Source organism: Janthinobacterium sp. PSPC1-1 (assembly GCF_049897625.1).
In the GTDB taxonomy this organism is placed as follows: domain Bacteria; phylum Pseudomonadota; class Gammaproteobacteria; order Burkholderiales; family Burkholderiaceae_D; genus Janthinobacterium; species Janthinobacterium tructae.
This window is the reverse complement of sequence record NZ_JAFCWP010000004.1, coordinates 454965-470783: the sequence shown is the minus strand read 5'-3', so window position 1 is coordinate 470783 and position 15819 is coordinate 454965. Positions and strand designations below refer to the sequence as shown.

General features: G+C 58.3%; 9 protein-coding genes and 3 tRNA genes. 1 reads left to right on the top strand and 11 read right to left on the bottom strand.

All coding sequences use genetic code 11. The features are described 5' to 3' along the window. Nucleotides 1-46 precede the first annotated feature (46 nt). The 11 genes from ACP7EG_RS15865 to ACP7EG_RS15815 form a co-directional block, all read right to left on the bottom strand. Nucleotides 47-1969 (bottom strand): SurA N-terminal domain-containing protein, encoded by a 1923-nt coding sequence (locus ACP7EG_RS15865; RefSeq protein ID WP_426088358.1) that lies wholly within the window; start codon nucleotides 1967-1969, stop codon nucleotides 47-49. Between the two features lie 422 nt (nucleotides 1970-2391). Beyond that, a tRNA-Asp gene (locus tag ACP7EG_RS15860) sits at nucleotides 2392-2468 on the bottom strand. 17 nt (nucleotides 2469-2485) lie between these two features. Further along, nucleotides 2486-2562 (bottom strand) — tRNA-Asp (locus tag ACP7EG_RS15855). 125 nt (nucleotides 2563-2687) lie between these two features. Then, nucleotides 2688-2960 (bottom strand): HU family DNA-binding protein, encoded by a 273-nt coding sequence (locus ACP7EG_RS15850; protein ID WP_010398442.1) that lies wholly within the window; start codon nucleotides 2958-2960, stop codon nucleotides 2688-2690. Between the two features lie 204 nt (nucleotides 2961-3164). Beyond that, nucleotides 3165-5576, bottom strand: coding sequence for an endopeptidase La (gene lon / locus ACP7EG_RS15845; RefSeq protein WP_289947905.1), 2412 nt, complete (start codon nucleotides 5574-5576; stop codon nucleotides 3165-3167). 273 nt (nucleotides 5577-5849) lie between these two features. Continuing rightward, the gene (clpX, locus tag ACP7EG_RS15840; RefSeq protein ID WP_010398446.1) at nucleotides 5850-7118 is read right to left on the bottom strand and encodes an ATP-dependent Clp protease ATP-binding subunit ClpX; all 1269 of its coding nucleotides are present in this window, start codon (nucleotides 7116-7118) and stop codon (nucleotides 5850-5852) included. A 200-nt stretch (nucleotides 7119-7318) separates the two neighbouring features. After that, nucleotides 7319-7936, bottom strand: a complete 618-nt coding sequence (gene clpP / locus ACP7EG_RS15835) for an ATP-dependent Clp endopeptidase proteolytic subunit ClpP (protein WP_373629889.1) — start codon at nucleotides 7934-7936, stop codon at nucleotides 7319-7321. An 84-nt stretch (nucleotides 7937-8020) separates the two neighbouring features. Further along, a complete protein-coding gene (gene tig, locus ACP7EG_RS15830) occupies nucleotides 8021-9361 on the bottom strand; it encodes a trigger factor (protein WP_099764600.1) in 1341 nt (446 codons plus the stop codon). A 725-nt stretch (nucleotides 9362-10086) separates the two neighbouring features. Continuing rightward, nucleotides 10087-10169 (bottom strand) — tRNA-Leu (locus ACP7EG_RS15825). A gap of 175 nt (nucleotides 10170-10344) precedes the next feature. After that, complete coding sequence (locus ACP7EG_RS15820; RefSeq protein WP_426088357.1) at nucleotides 10345-13443, bottom strand: efflux RND transporter permease subunit; 3099 nt, start codon at nucleotides 13441-13443, stop codon at nucleotides 10345-10347. After that, the gene (locus ACP7EG_RS15815; RefSeq protein ID WP_426088356.1) at nucleotides 13440-14603 is read right to left on the bottom strand and encodes an efflux RND transporter periplasmic adaptor subunit; all 1164 of its coding nucleotides are present in this window, start codon (nucleotides 14601-14603) and stop codon (nucleotides 13440-13442) included. Before ACP7EG_RS15815 ends, ACP7EG_RS15820 begins: the two co-directional genes overlap by 4 nt. Before the next feature lie 290 nt (nucleotides 14604-14893). Here ACP7EG_RS15815 and hpnC point away from each other — a divergent pair, with 290 nt between their 5' ends. Beyond that, complete coding sequence (hpnC, locus tag ACP7EG_RS15810) at nucleotides 14894-15775, top strand: squalene synthase HpnC (RefSeq protein ID WP_426088355.1); 882 nt, start codon at nucleotides 14894-14896, stop codon at nucleotides 15773-15775. Nucleotides 15776-15819: the final 44 nt, after the last annotated feature.

Genomic DNA, 15819 nt, shown 5'->3' with positions numbered 1-15819 from the left:
AAATAGCCGCTCGAGAGCGGCTATTTTTATGCGTGGAAACTAAATCTTACGGTGCTGGCGCTGCGGCCGCTGGAGCGGTGACCGGCTTGACGATCTTCACCTTGGCCTTGGCTTTCAGGTACTCGACGTAATCGAACATTTCCTGTTGTGCCAGGATGCCGCTGATCTGGTCTTTCTCTTGCTGGCGGCGTGCCGCGTCCACTTGTGCCGGCTGCTGCACCTTGCCGATGCGGTAGATGCCGTAGCCCAGGGCTGGCAGGTCCACGCCCACATACGCTGGCAGCTTGCTCGTGTCGGCTTTCATGACTTGCGCGATGGCGGCGCGGTTGATGCCGTCGAGCTTGCTGCGCGACACCCATTGTGCGGCGCCGAAACCGGTCGCATCACCCGAAGCCTTCAAGGCGGCCAGCTTGGCTTCGCCGGCTTTCTTGGCCAGCTTTTCCGCTTCTTCCATCGTCACGCGCTGACGGATCATCGCTTCGACTTCGGCCAGCGGACGCTTGCTTGCTGGCTTGAATTCCACCACGCGGCCGGCGATCAGCACGTTCGGCGCAACGGTCACGGCTTCCGTGTTGCGCTTGTCTTTCAGCGAATCGTTCGAGAAGATGGCGGTCAGGAACTTGGCGTTGTTGAACGGCGCCTTGCCCAGTGCTGGCGACGGCGTGCGCGACAGGTTGGCGACGCTTTCCACTTTCAGTTTCAGCTTGTCGGCCACCGGTTTCAGGCTGTCCGATTGCTCGTAGACCGTGTTGGTGAACGTTTCTGCCATTTCCGAGTATTTCTTGGCAGCAAATTGCTTGCGCAGGTCGGCCGTAATTTCGCCGCGTACTTCATCGAGTGCCTTGACGTGCTGTGGCTTGAGCGAGGTGATGGTCAGGATGTGGTAGCCGAAATCGGAAGCGACGACATCGCTGATTTCGCCTTGCTTGAGCTTGCTTACCGCGCTCAGCAGTGGTGCTGGCAAGCCATCCTTGCCAATCACGCCCAGGTCGCCGCCCTGTTCGGCGGAGGCCGGGTCTTCCGACTTGGCTTTCGCCACAGCGGCAAAGCTGGCAGGCGTTTTGCGCACGTCAGCCAGGATGGCCTCAGCCTTGGTCTTGGCGGCTGCCTTGTCGGCGGCCGAGGCGTCTTTCTTGACGGCTACCAGGATGTGGCTGGCCTGGCGCGCTTCTGGCGTCGTATAGGCTTTCTGGTTCTTCGCGTAGTAGCCGGTGACGTCGGCCTCGGTGACGTCGACTTGCTCGCCGGCAGCACTGTCGTCCAGCACGACGTATTCGATCTTGGCTTGTTCCGGGATTTCGAAGAACTTGCTGTTCTTGTCATAGAAAGCCTTGATCATGGCGTCCGTCACTTTGACTTCCGACACGTACTGGGCGATCGGCAGCAGCAGTTCCTGCACTTCACGCTCTTCCGAGGTGATGTCGGACAGGCGCTTGGAGACAGTGCTCGGCGCGAAGGCGGTGCCTTGCACGGCGCCGGCCAGTTGCTGCAGCGCCATGTCGCTGCGGCGGCGCGCATCGTACATCTGCGGCGTCATGCCTTGCGCAGCCAGCATGGCCTTGTAGCGTTCCAGGTCGAATTTACCGTCCGGCAAGGTCAGGCCTGGGATTTCCAGCACTTCCTTTTGCAGTACGGCATCGCTGATGACGAGGTGGCTACGGCCCACTTCGGCAGCCACGGCGCGCTCGGCGATCAGGTTGTCGAGGATGCTCTGGCGCGCTTCCGGCGTGTCGAACATTTTCTGGTCGAACTGCTCGCCCATCATCTGGCGGTAGCGGTCGATCTGCTGGCGTTGCGCTTCTTCATATTGCTGCTGCGTAACGACCTGGTCGCCGACCTTGGCGATGGTGTTCGCGCCGTCGCCGAAGCTTTGGTAGCCGCTGATACCGACCAGTGCAAAAGACGGGACGATGACCAGCATCAAGAGAAACTGCATCAAGCGTCGATGGGTACGAATAAATTCAAACATGGTCAGCCAATTCGGGATGAGTGGATCACTATAAAAAAAGGCGAACATGCGTTCGCCTTGATTTCTTCGGCGGAATGGACGGGACAGATGTCCACTTCCCCTTTAGATTCAACAACTTGGCGCTGGAACTAAAGCAGGATTCTGACGCCCAAGCCATTATCTCCTGATTCTACAATGCCCATAGCGCTATAGCAAGAGTAAATCAGGGCGCGCGCCCTGCCCCGGCGCCGCCTGGCGGACAAGGTGCCAGCCAGGGCATAGCCTGGCCATTAAGCACGACAAAGCTTAAAGCGGATTTAAATACCCGCGTCGGCCATTTAAAAACGGCAGACGGAGAATTGAAAATGCAGGAGCGCCAAGATAATCGGACGCATAAAAGAAAAACCCGCGCTACTTATTCAGCAGCGCGGGTTTCTATATTCTGGCGGAGCGGACGGGACTCGAACCCGCGACCCCCGACGTGACAGGCCGGTATTCTAACCAACTGAACTACCACTCCTTAAGAGCGTATTTTTTTGGCGGAGCGGACGGGACTCGAACCCGCGACCTCCGACGTGACAGGCCGGCATTCTAACCAACTGAACTACCACTCCGAAAAATACACAGTACTGCTTGCATTTGCATCCAGGGTTGCGATTCGTAGAACTTCAACCCTGAAATCGCAGCACCCGAGGGCGCCGCCAAATGTTTCCGGTGATTGTCACCTCACCGAAGTCCGTTAGTTTACAGCATCCTTCAAAGCTTTACCAGCTTTAAATTTTGGAACTTTTGCTGCTTCGATCGTGATCGCTTCTTTCGTACGCGGATTGCGGCCGGTACGCTCAGCGCGTTCGCTGACCGAGAAAGTGCCAAAACCAACCAGCGTCACGCTGTCGTTGTTTTTCAAAGTTTCCGTCACGCCGCCGATAACAGCGTCGAGTGCGCGCGCAGCGGCGGCTTTGGAAATGTCAGCTTTTTCAGCAATGTGGTCGATCAATTCAGTCTTGTTCACTAGCATCCCCAATTACAAAGGTATAAAACGATTACCGTATCGTTGCGGCACTTTTGGCACCACAGCTGTCCGGCGAAAAAAATGTGCAGGCGTATTAAACAAGCCACACTGTATATGTGTCAAGCGCTTTGGGGGCGCAATTCACGTTTCAATATAAAACAAGCGCTCTAAAAGCGCTTGTTTGGGAAAAACAGGGGTAAAACGTTAGTGTTTTACCACCTCGCCAGCCGTGTCAGGCTTGGCTGCGGCAGCCGTGACAGCCTCCACTGCAGCGACTTCCACCAATGGTTCCGGCATGCGTTCGAGGGCGATTTCCAGCACTTTATCGATCCAGCGCACGGGCACGATCTCCAGCTTGTTCTTGACGTTGTCCGGAATTTCGGCCAGGTCTTTCACATTCTGCTCTGGAATCAGGACCGTCTTGATGCCGCCGCGATGGGCCGCCAGCAGCTTTTCTTTCAGGCCACCGATCGGCAACACTTCGCCACGCAAGGTGATCTCGCCCGTCATCGCCACGTCGGCGCGCACGGGGATGCCCGTGTAGACCGACACCATCGCCACCGTCATGGCCGCGCCAGCCGAAGGACCGTCCTTCGGTGTCGCACCTTCCGGCACGTGGATGTGGATGTCGCTCTTCTCGAACACGTCCGCCTTGATGCCCAGGCGCTGCGCCCGGCTGCGCACCACCGTGCGGGCGGCCTCAATCGACTCTTTCATGACGTCGCCCAGGGTACCCGTGCGGATGATGCCGCCCTTGCCCGGCATCGACACGGCTTCGATGGTCAGCAGATCGCCGCCCACTTCCGTCCATGCCAGACCGACCACCTGGCCCACCTGGTTTTCTTTCTCTGCGACGCCGAAATCATAGCGGCGCACACCGAGGAATTTATCCAGGTTCTTCGAGTTGACGATGACTTTCTTGTCAGACTTTTTCAGCAGCAGCATCTTCACCACCTTGCGGCAGATCTTCGACACTTCACGCTCGAGCGAACGCACACCGGCTTCCCGCGTGTAGTAGCGGATGATGTCGCGCAGGGCCGACTCGGCCACCGAGATTTCCTCTTCCTTCAAGCCATTGTTCTTGATCTGCTTCGGCAGCAGATAACGCTGCGCGATGCTGGTCTTTTCATCTTCCGTGTAACCGGACAGACGGATCACTTCCATGCGGTCGAGCAAGGCTGGCGGAATGTTGTACGAGTTCGACGTGGCCACGAACATCACGTCCGACAAGTCGAAATCGACTTCGATGTAATGGTCGGAGAACGTGTGGTTCTGTTCCGGATCGAGCACTTCCAGCAGGGCCGACGAAGGATCGCCACGGAAATCGGCGCCCATCTTGTCGACTTCATCGAGCAGGAACAGAGGATTGCGCACGCCGACTTTCGACAGCGATTGCAAGATCTTGCCCGGCATCGAGCCGATGTAGGTGCGGCGGTGGCCGCGAATCTCGGCTTCGTCACGGACGCCGCCCAGGGCCATACGCACGAACTTGCGGTTCGTGGCACGGGCGATGGACTGACCCAGCGAGGTCTTGCCGACGCCCGGAGGACCGACGAAGCACAGGATAGGCGCTTTGAGCTTGTCGACGCGCTGTTGCACCGCGAGGTATTCCAGGATGCGTTCCTTGACCTTGTCGAGGCCGTAGTGGTCGCCTTCGAGCACTTTTTCCGCATTCGCCAGGTCGTTATTGACCTTGGATTTCTTTTTCCAAGGCAAGTTGACCAGGGTGTCGATGTAGTTGCGCACGACGGTGGCTTCGGCCGACATCGGCGACATCAGCTTGAGCTTTTTCAACTCGTTGGTAGCCTTGTCGAGCGCTTCCTTCGGCATCTTGGCCGAAGCGACTTTTTTCTCCAGCTCGTCGAGGTCGGCACCATCTTCGCCCTCGCCCAGCTCTTTCTGGATCGCCTTGACTTGCTCGTTCAGGTAGTACTCGCGCTGCGATTTTTCCATCTGGCGCTTGACGCGACCACGGATGCGCTTTTCCACCTGCAGGATGTCGAGCTCGCCTTCGAGCTGGCCCAGCAGGTGTTCGAGGCGCTTGGCCACGCTGAAAATTTCCAGGATGACTTGTTTTTGCTCAAGCTTCAGGGGCAGATGCGCAGCCACCGTGTCGGCCAGGCGGCCGGCGTCGTCGATGCCCGACAGGGATGCCAGGATTTCCGGTGGAATCTTTTTGTTCAGTTTGACGTACTGATCGAACTGCTGCACGATCGCGCGACGCATGGCTTCGACTTCCGACTCGTCGCCCGGCTCGGACTCGAGCGGCGTCAGGTCGGCGATGAAGTGCGTCGGCGAATCGCTGATGTGGTTGATACGGGCACGCTGCGCGCCTTCGACCAGCACCTTGACGGTGCCATCGGGCAGCTTCAGCATTTGCAGAATATTGGCGACACAGCCAATTTCATAGATATCCGAAGGGGACGGCTCGTCCTTCGCGGCTGCTTTTTGAGCGGCAAGCATGATGCTCTTGCCCTGCTCCATCGCAGCTTCCAGCGCCTTGATCGACTTTGGACGGCCAACGAACAGCGGTATCACCATATGCGGGAAAACGACGACATCCCGCAACGGCAATAACGGCAGTTGAGTTTGCTCAGTTAATTTGGAAGTTGTCATGGCGTACCTTATAGAAAGCGTGTTTACGATGTTGGCGCTCGCTGCCAAAACACAAGACCGGCGAGAATAAATAATTCTGTGAAACAAACATAGAGTCTATTTCGCAAAACACACCCGCATGACTGTAATAAATGCAGTTTTCACAGTAAAAAAGCCACACGCAGCTAAGCGCCGCGAGTGGCTTTACGATTGAAGCCTGCACTCATTGATTTAAATTGTACTGCCATGCATTAAGGAATCAAAACCCTTTTTATGCATTTGTCTCGGCAGTAATCAATTTTCTCCGGAGGCCTTGGCAGTCTCTTGATAAATCAACAAAGGTTTGGCGCCACTGGTGATGGTATTTTCGTCGATGACGACCTTCACCACATTTTGTTCGCTCGGCAGTTCGTACATGACGTCCAGCAAAGCATGTTCCAGGATGGAACGCAGGCCACGGGCACCGGTCTTGCGCGCCAGCGCCTTCTTGGCGATCGCATGCAGGGCGGCCGGACGAATCTCCAGTTCCGCGCCTTCCATCTCGAGCAGTTTCGAATACTGCTTGATCAGCGCATTCTTTGGCTCGACCAGGATCTGGATCAGCGCCTCTTCCGTCAATTCCGCCAGGGTGGCGATGACGGGCAGACGGCCCACCAGTTCCGGGATCAGGCCGAACTTGACCAGATCTTCCGGCTCCGCTTGCAGCATCAGTTCGCTGGCCGAGCTTTGCGACTTGCTGCGCACCGTGGCCGAGAAGCCGATGCCGCTCTTTTCGGAACGGTTGGCGATCACTTTCGACAGGCCGTCAAAGGCGCCGCCGCAGATGAACATGATGTTGGTCGTGTCGATCTGCACGAAATCCTGGTTCGGATGCTTGCGGCCGCCTTGTGGCGGCACGGAAGCCATCGTGCCTTCGATGAGTTTCAACAAGGCTTGCTGCACGCCCTCGCCCGACACGTCGCGCGTGATGGACGGATTGTCGGACTTGCGCGAAATCTTGTCGATTTCATCGATGTAGACGATGCCGCGCTGGGCTTTCTCGACGTCATAGTTGCAGCTTTGCAGCAGCTTCTGGATGATGTTTTCCACGTCTTCACCCACGTAACCGGCTTCGGTCAGGGTGGTGGCATCGGCGATCACGAACGGCACGTTGAGCATGCGCGCCAGGGTCTGTGCCAGCAGGGTCTTGCCCGAGCCGGTAGGACCGACCAGCAAGATGTTGCTCTTGGCCAGTTCGATGTCGTCTTTCTTGCCCAGGTGCTTGAGGCGCTTGTAATGGTTGTACACCGCCACCGACAGGATGCGCTTGGCAGTCTGCTGGCCGATCACGTACTGATCGAGCAAGGCGGCAATTTCTTGCGGCGTCGGCAGGTCGGATTTGGTACCGGTCACCGTCTCGATGCTCGACGTTTCATCACGGATGATGTCGTTGCACAGGTCGATGCACTCGTCGCAAATGAACACGGACGGGCCGGCGATGAGTTTCTTCACCTCGTGCTGGCTTTTGCCGCAGAACGAGCAATACAGTAATTTTTCGCCGCTAGAGGATTTTTTGTCTGACATAAGGCATTTTGGTTGGAACTGCATTAACAATATTGCAAAATCGCAAGCCGGAGTGCGGTAGTTGCCCGCAAAGGCAGCCACCCATGGCGCAAGTCAACAACCTGCACAAGCTCCATGCTACCCGAAATAAAAGCGAAACGCCCGAACGTTTGATCGCCCGGGCGTTAACTTACGTACTTAGCAATACCGGTAGGGGCTCATCAAGCGCGGCTGGTCAACACTTTGTCGATCAAACCATACTCAACGGCCTCGTCGGCGGACATGAAACGGTCGCGGTCGGTGTCCTTGGCGATCTGTTCGATCGACTGGCCCGTGCGCTCGGCCATGATGCCGTTCAAGCGGGTACGCAGGTAAAGGATTTCCCTTGCCTGGATCTCGATGTCGGACGCCATGCCTTGCGAACCACCGGACGGCTGGTGAATCATGATGCGCGAGTTCGGCAGCGAGAAACGCTTGCCCTTGGCACCAGCGGCCAGCAGGAAAGCGCCCATCGAAGCAGCCATGCCCGTGCACAGGGTCGAGACGTCCGGCTTGATGAACTGCATGGTGTCGTAGATGGCCATGCCGGCCGAGACCGAACCACCTGGCGAGTTGATGTAGAGCGAGATTTCCTTTTCCGGATTTTCGCTTTCCAGGAACAGCAGCTGGGCGACAACCAGGTTGGCCATCTGGTCATTGACCGGGCCGACCATGAAAATCAAGCGTTCCTTCAGCAGGCGCGAGTAAATATCATACGAGCGCTCGCCGCGACCGCTTTGTTCCACCACCATCGGCACCAGGCCGAGCATCTCTGTGTCCAGCGCCGGATTACGGTTCATACCTGTCATTTCATTTCCTTGTGAAGCAGTTAGAGGGCGCCGCCTCGGCCTTGCGGCCGGGAGCGGTGCCGGATACCAACTGGTTTACGCTTGTGCGTTGCTTCCCATCAGTTCGTCGAAAGCAACTGCTTTCGTCGTGACTTTCGACAGGCCCAACACGTAAGTGACGACGTTTTCTTCCAATACAAGGGCTTCGATCTCACCCAGACGACGACGGTCGCTGTAGTAGTACTTCAGCACTTCGCGTGGATCTTCGTAGCTTTGGGCGAAATCTTCGATTTGCGCCTTGACTTGCTCAGGCGTCGCCTGCAGGTTGTTGTCGCCCACCAGTTGCGACAGGATCAGACCCAGGCGTACGCGACGCTCGGCTTTTTCTGCGAACAGTTCTGCTGGGAAAGGCACGTCCTTGACGTTCATGCCGCGCTGCGCCATGTCTTGACGGGTCATTTCGGCCAGGCGCTCGGAATCTTGAGCGATCAGCGTTTTTGGCACGTCCAGCTCGGCAACTTTGATCAGCGCGTCCATGACGGCTTCCTTGTTGCGTGCTTTCACGCGGCCAGCGACTTCACGCTGCAAGTTGACTTTGATGTCTTCGCGCATTTTGGCCAGGTCGCCATCGGCAACGCCCAGGGACTTTGCGAATTCGGCATCGACTTCCGGCAGGTGCGCCCATTCCAGCTTTTGCAGGGTGATGGTGAACGAGGCGGTTTTGCCGGCCACGTCCTTGCCATGGTAGTCCTCAGGGAACGACAATGGGAAAGTCTTGGACTCGCCCACTTTCAGGCCCAGGGTCGCTGCTTCGAATTCTGGCAGCATGCGGCCTTCGCCCAGCACGAAAGCGTAGCCTTCAGCTTTGCCGCCGGGGAATTCAACGCCGTCGATCGAGCCGACGAAGTCGACGGTCACGCGGTCGCCGTTGGCAGCGATCGGCTCACCGCCGTCGCCGTGTTCGCCAGCTTCACCCTTGGTGTGGAAGTGCACGCGCTGCTTGCGCAGGATATCGATGGTCTTGTCGATTTCGGCTTCCGACACCTCGGCTTGCACGGTTTCGATTTCAACAGCCGTCAGGTCGCCGATGGCGACTTCCGGATACACTTCGAACGTTGCGTCGAAAGCCAGCTGGCCTTCGGCTGCTTCTTCTTTCGGCACGATGTTCGGGAAACCGGCCACGCGCAGATTGTTTTCGTTGGCGGCGTCGTTGAACGCGCGGCCGACTTTGTCATTCAGCACTTCGGATTCAATTTGGTAGCCGTATTGTGCTGCGACCATTTTCAACGGCACTTTGCCCGGACGGAAGCCCGGTGCCTTAGCCGTACGGGCTTGCACTTTCAGGCGCTTCTCAACTTCCGTGCGGACGTCCGTCAGCGGGAAGGAGATCGTGATACGACGTTCGAGTTTGCCCAAGGTTTCGACTGCAGTTGCCATGTAAAAAATCGTCCAAAAAATAAACACTGTTGGTGCGAGAAAAGAAGACCCGACCCCTTGCGCCATCACTGGCGGCAAGACATGGGTCCAGCTTCACTCGCTCGCATATTCATCTGTAAAAGTACTGAAAACAGGACGATGGACCTGGTCTACCCGGCTGAGGGAAAAACCCGCACCAGGCACCAAACAATCCGCTGCTTCCAGTACTGCGACAGGGCTCCGAGCGTCCAGCCTTGCTTCCAAGTAAATGCAAGGCCGGCCATCATTCGGTAAAGCGTGGCATTATAACAAAGGACTTCGGGAAAGTGGCTGGCTTTGCAGCCCGGCCACAGAGGATGCCAGCGGCGGCGAATGAATCGCCACAGCCTGGGTTGCCCTGTCTTTACTCTTGCCCCGGCTTTTCTTATTTCGCCAGAGACAGGCTTTCCAGCCTGCTTCGTTCATTAGTATATGCGAACTGTCGCTCCGTCCGAAACAAAGAAATGCGCTCTTGACGAAGATTTCAGTCAAAAAACCTTTGATTTACCTCAATTTGGCCATTTTTCAGCAAAATCTCTGCCTGCCCCCTGCCCTGCCGTCCGATCTCTGGCGAAAAATAGCGCGAACAAAGGCATCACGAATGACGAAAATACAGCAATAGCAACAGGAAAAACAAGAAAGATGCCTGCAACGAGGCTGAAGAACAACTTGATGGTGCTGCACCTCCGGGCTGGAACAACCCGGATTGGTGCGGATGGGGAGACTCGAACTCCCAAGCCGAAGCACTGGCTTCTAAGACCAGCGTGTCTACCAATTCCACCACATCCGCATTTTGTACTACTTTGTGCTATTTGCCACAGCTTGCTCCCCTGATTTTAACAACTCGGGAACGATCTGGCTACCGTGGACTCATAGAGCAAGCCCTCGGTAAAGCAAAGGCGGCATTCTACTGGATTTTCCAGAGGAATGCCGCCTTTTTTATATCAGCTTGCTAGCGCTGATTCTCACGTCCCTTCCTTGCCCAGCGCCACCGGCTTCTTGACCCGGAACCAGGCCGCATACAGAGCCGGCAGGAACAGTAAAGTTAAAGCCGTCGCCAGGATCAATCCGCCCATGATGGCGACCGCCATCGGACCCCAGAAGACGGAGCGCGACAAGGGAATCATGGCCAGCGCGGCGGCGGCGGCCGTCAGCACGATGGGGCGGCAGCGGCGCACGGCCGAGTCGATGATGGCATCCCAGGGAGCCGAGCCATCGTTGATGTCTTGCTCGATCTGGTCGACGAGGATCACCGAGTTGCGGATGATCATGCCGAACAGCGCGATGATGCCCAGGTTGGCCACAAAACCAAGTGGCCGGCCCAGTGCCAGCAAGGCAAACGCGGCGCCCGCCACACCAAGCGGCCCCGTCAGGAACACCAGCAGGGAACGCGAGAAACTGTGCAGCTGCAGCATCAGCAAGGTGAAGATGATGAAGATGGCCAGCGGCAGATTGGTCGCAATCGACGCTTCCGCCTCGCCGCTGTCGGCCGCCACGCCTTTCACAGTGATGCGGTAGCCGTCCGGCATCTTGGCCCGCAAGGCGTCGAGCTGCGGCGCCAGTTGCGTCGAGACTGTCGCGCCCTGGATGCCGTCGACCACGTCCGACTGCACGGTAATGGCCCATTCGCGCTTGTCGCGCCAGACCACGCCCGGCTCCCACACGAAATGCACGCGGGCCAGCTGCGAGATGGGCACGGACTTGCCTGTTGCCGTCGGGATATTCGTGTCATTCAGCACGGAAATCGTCGCCCGCTCCTCCAGCGGCTGGCGCACCTGGATATCGATCAGCTTGTTGTCTTCGCGGAACTGGCCGATGACGGTGCCCGAGAGTATCGTATTGGCCGCCTGCATCACGGTTTTCGAGGTGACGCCCAGCGCGCGCATCTTGTCCTGGTCCAGGTCCAGGCGCAGCACTTTCACCGATTCATTCCAGTTGTCATTGACGCCCAGGGTGTTCGGATTGGCGCGCATGATGTCCTTGACCTGGTCGGCGATGGCGCGCACGCCCGCCACTTCCGGCCCCGTGACACGGAATTGCACGGGATACGGCACCGGCGGCCCGTTCGGCAACAGTTTTACCCTGCCCCGCACTTCCGGGAAATCCTTCTTGAAGACATCGATGATCTTCTGGCGCAGGCGCTCGCGGTCCGCCAGGCTCTTCGGCAGGATCACCACTTGCGACACGTTGGTCTGCGGGAAGATCTGGTCCAGCGGCAGGTAGAAACGGGGGCTGCCTGTGCCCACATAGCTGGTGACGCTGTCCACACCGTCGAGCTTGCCCACAAAAGCCTCGAATTTCTTCACCTGCTTTTCATTCGCGGCAAAGGTCGTGCCTTCGGGCGACCACAGCTCCACCATCAGTTCCGGGCGGCTGGAATCAGGAAAGAATTGCTTTTCGATAAAGTTAAAGCCGTAAATACCCAGCGCAAAGATGGCCAGGGTGGCGGCAATGGTTGTCTTGCGCCATTCCACGCACCAGGTGACGGCGCGGCGGAAGCGGCGGAAATTGGGCGTATCGAACAATTCATGGTCGTTATGCGCGTGCGGTTTCACTTTCAGCAAGACGTAGCCGATATAGGGCGTGAAGACGACGGCCACTACCCAGGAAATGATCAGGGCCAGCGCATTCACGGAGAACAGGGAGAACGTGTATTCGCCGGCGGCCGACTTGGCCAGGCCGATGGGCAAAAAGCCCGCCACCGTGATCAGGGTGCCCGTCAGCATTGGCATGGCCGTCGAGGTGTAGGCGAAGGTGGCCGCATCGAAACGCGACATGCCCTCTTCCATCTTGCGCACCATCATCTCGACGGCAATGATGGCGTCATCGACCAGCAAGCCCAGCGCGATGATCAGGGCGCCCAGGGAAATCTTGTGCAAGTCGATGTCGAGCAGGCGCATGAAGAGGAACGTCACGGCCAGCACCAGGGGGATGGTCAGCGCCACCACCAGGCCGGGCCGCACGTCGATGCGCAGCGGTTTTGTGTGCAAGCCCAGCGCGACAAAGCTGACGGCCAGCACGATCAGAATGGCTTCGATCAGGGTATGCACGAACTCGCCCACGGAGGCGGACACGGCTTCCGGCTGGTTCGACACACGCTGCAACTCTATACCGACCGGCAATTCGCTCTTCATGCGCGTCACCGTGGCCTGCAAGGCCTTGCCCATATCGATGATGTTGCCGCCTTTTTCCATCGATACGCCCAGGCCGATTACTTCCTTGCCGTTGAAACGCATCTTGTCCTTCGGTGGATCGACGAATTCGCGTTTCACGGTGGCAAAGTCGCCCAGGCGGAAGGTGGTGCCGTTGGCGCGCAGCTCCAGGTTTTCCAGGTCCTTGACGGTAAGCATGGCACCCGTCACGCGCACTTGCAGATTATCCGTCGGCGTCACCAGCACGCCCGTGGCGTTGATGCTGTTTTGCTCGGACAATTGCTGCACGATGGCGTCAAAAGGAATGCCCAGCTGGGCAAATTTCTTGTGCGAAAAGATGATATTGATCTTTTCATCCTGCACGCCGAACAGTTCCACCTTCGATACCTGCCCCACGGCCAGCAGTTCCTGGCGTACCTTGTCCGCGTAATCCTTCATTTCCGCGTAAGTAAAACCGTCGCCGGACAGGGCGAAGATGGAACCATACGTGTCGCCGAACTCGTCATTGAAGAACGGGCCCACGACGCCGGCCGGCAAGGTGCCCTTGATGTCGCCGATCTTCTTGCGCACCTGATACCAGGCGGCCGCCGTTTCCTTGGGCGGCGCCGATTCGCGCAGCTCCAGCAAGATCAAGGTTTCGCCGGGTTTCGAATAACTGGTGATTTCATTGATGTACGGCGTTTCCTGCAGCTTCTTTTCCAGCTTGTCCGTTACCTGTTCGGCCATCTGCAGTGCCGTGGCGCCCGGCCAGTAGGCTTGCAGCACCATGGCGCGGAAGGTAAACGGGGGATCTTCATCCTGGCCCAGGCTGGCATAGCTGAGCATGCCGCCGATCAGCAGCACGGCCATCAGGTAGCGCGTCAGCGGGATGTGTTCGAGGGCCCAGCGCGACAGATTGAAGCCGCCCTTCATTTGGCCGCACCCACGCTGACTGCGGCAGCGGCAACATCGGGTTTACTGGCCAGTTCGGCGCCCAGAATCGAGACTTTCTGCCCAGGCTTGAGCAGGTTGACGCCGGCCGTGACCACCGTCTGGCCCGCTTTCACGCCCGAGGTCAGCAGCAATTCATTGCCCGCTACGCCGCCCACCGTCACCGGCACCAGCTTCACGGCGCCGTTTTCCACCACCCACACGGAGCTTTGCGACTTTTCATTGAACAGGGCCGTCAGCGGCACCTTGATCTGCGGCGTGGCCGTCTGAGAGGCGAACTGCACCACGGCCGTCATACCCAAGCGTGCCTGCGGCGCGTCCGGGATGCTGACCTTGGCCAGGTAGGTGCGCGTGGCGGCATCGGCCACGGGAGACACTTCGCGTATCTTGCCCGGCAGCGCCTGCTTCGGGTCGGCCCACAGGCGCACCACCACATCCTTGACGCCGCGCAAGGTTTCGACCTTGTCTTCGGGAATGCCGATCACGACTTCCTTCTCGCCACTTTTCGCCACCTGCACCACGGGCGCGCCGGGCGCCACCACCTGCCCCACTTCGGCCTCGATGCGCGTGACGACGCCATCGACGTCGGCCAGCAAGCTGGCATACCCGGACTGATTCGCCTGGCCACGGTACAGGGCTTGCGCCGCTTCCACGTTCGCCTGCGCCGCCTTGTAAGTGGCATCCTTGCCATCGAGCACGGCCTGGCTGACGAAATTTTTCTCGCGCAAATCCTGGTAGCGCTTCAATTCCGCGCGCGCCAGGTCGCGGCTCGTTTCCGCGCTGACTAGCGAGGCCTTGGCCTGCGCCTGCGACAGCTGCAAGTCGACGGGATCGAGCTGCATCAGCACTTGCCCTTTTTTCACGCTGGCGCCCACATCGACCTTGCGCGCGACGATCTTGCCGCCCACGCGGAAACCCAGCTGCGACACGACGCGGGGCACGACCTCGCCCGCCAGCTCGGCACTCACGTCAACATTACTGCTAGTCAATACCATCGCGCGCACGGGGCGCACGTCTTCCACTTTGACGGCGGGCTTGGAACAGGCCGCCAGGGTCAGCGCCAGGGCGGCGGAGGCAATCAGCCGCAGGGCGGGCAGTGCGGGTGCGCCGGTCTCGCGGCGCAGGGTTTTCAGGGCAAACAAGGTATTTTCCTTTACTATGCGGGCTGTAATATTTTTATGCGGAGAAACTTTTTGCTTGCCGATTGGGATAAGCCAAATTTTTTCGCACGCGACATCCTTAAATTTGTGACAATATCAGCTTGATCATGACTGGGAGTGATCTCCCCCTAATGACTTTCTGGTTATTAATTATAATCGTGCGTAAAAGTTTTTAGTGACTTTTGCGTCATTAATCTTGAGACGTACAACGTCCGGCCACATTCCAGCGTTTGAGGGGTGCCGGACAAACGCAAGACTAGAGAAGCGTGTTCATGCCTGTAGACCATTACGAAAATTTTCCTGTTGCATCATTTTTACTGCCGCGCCGCCTGGTGCCTGCCGTCGAAGCCATCTATGCCTTCGCCCGCAGCGCCGACGACCTGGCCGATGAGGGCGACGCCACGCCGGCCGAACGCCTGGCCGCACTGCACGCCTACGAAGAGGCGCTGGGCCGCATCGAGCGCCACGAAGGCCATGCAGGCGAAAACGCCGCCATGTTCGAACGCCTGGCCGCCGTCATCGCCAAGCACCAGCTGCCGCTGAAGCCATTCCACGATTTATTGTCCGCCTTCAAGCAGGATGTGCAAACGACGCGCTACGCCAGCTACGACGACGTGCTCGATTACTGCGCCCGTTCCGCCAACCCCGTGGGGCTGCTGATGCTGCACCTGTACGGCGCGGCCGATGAACAGAATGTACGCGATTCCGATGCCATATGTTCAGCTTTGCAACTAATTAATTTCCTGCAAGACGTCGCCATCGACCAGCAAAAAGAGCGCATCTACCTGCCGATGGACGACCTGACCCGCTTTGCCGTCTCTGCCGCCGCCTTCGAGCGGCCCGAGGCGCACGGCAAATGGAGCGCCCTGATGCGCTTCGAAGTGGCCCGCACGCGCGCGCTGATGCTGTCCGGCGCGCCGCTGGCCCTGCGTTTGCGCGGGCGCATCGGCTGGGAACTGCGCCTGGTGGTGCAAGGGGGCTTGCGCATCCTCGAAGCCATCGAAGCCGTCAATTACGACGTGTTCCGGCGCCGCCCCAAGCTGGAGAAACGCGACTGGCTGATCATTTTCTGGCGCGCCCTGCGCATGTCGCGCAAAAACCTGCATCAAGAGACACAAGTAAAAACGGCTTTTCCCCCGTCGCCCACTCTGTAAGACGATAGAATAGCGGCTTCGATCTGCAACCCTTGCTCTTTTGA

What these genes read in the sequence shown, in the direction of transcription:
- tig (WP_099764600.1), bottom strand. Translation starts at nt 9,361, where the DNA reads ATGGCAACTGCAGTCGAAACCTTGGGCAAACTCGAACGTCGTATCACG.
- ACP7EG_RS15865 (WP_426088358.1), bottom strand. Translation starts at nt 1,969, where the DNA reads ATGTTTGAATTTATTCGTACCCATCGACGCTTGATGCAGTTTCTCTTG.
- hpnC (WP_426088355.1), top strand. Translation starts at nt 14,894, where the DNA reads ATGCCTGTAGACCATTACGAAAATTTTCCTGTTGCATCATTTTTACTG.
- clpP (WP_373629889.1), bottom strand. Translation starts at nt 7,936, where the DNA reads ATGAACCGTAATCCGGCGCTGGACACAGAGATGCTCGGCCTGGTGCCG.
- lon (WP_289947905.1), bottom strand. Translation starts at nt 5,576, where the DNA reads ATGACAACTTCCAAATTAACTGAGCAAACTCAACTGCCGTTATTGCCG.
- clpX (WP_010398446.1), bottom strand. Translation starts at nt 7,118, where the DNA reads ATGTCAGACAAAAAATCCTCTAGCGGCGAAAAATTACTGTATTGCTCG.
- ACP7EG_RS15820 (WP_426088357.1), bottom strand. Translation starts at nt 13,443, where the DNA reads ATGAAGGGCGGCTTCAATCTGTCGCGCTGGGCCCTCGAACACATCCCG.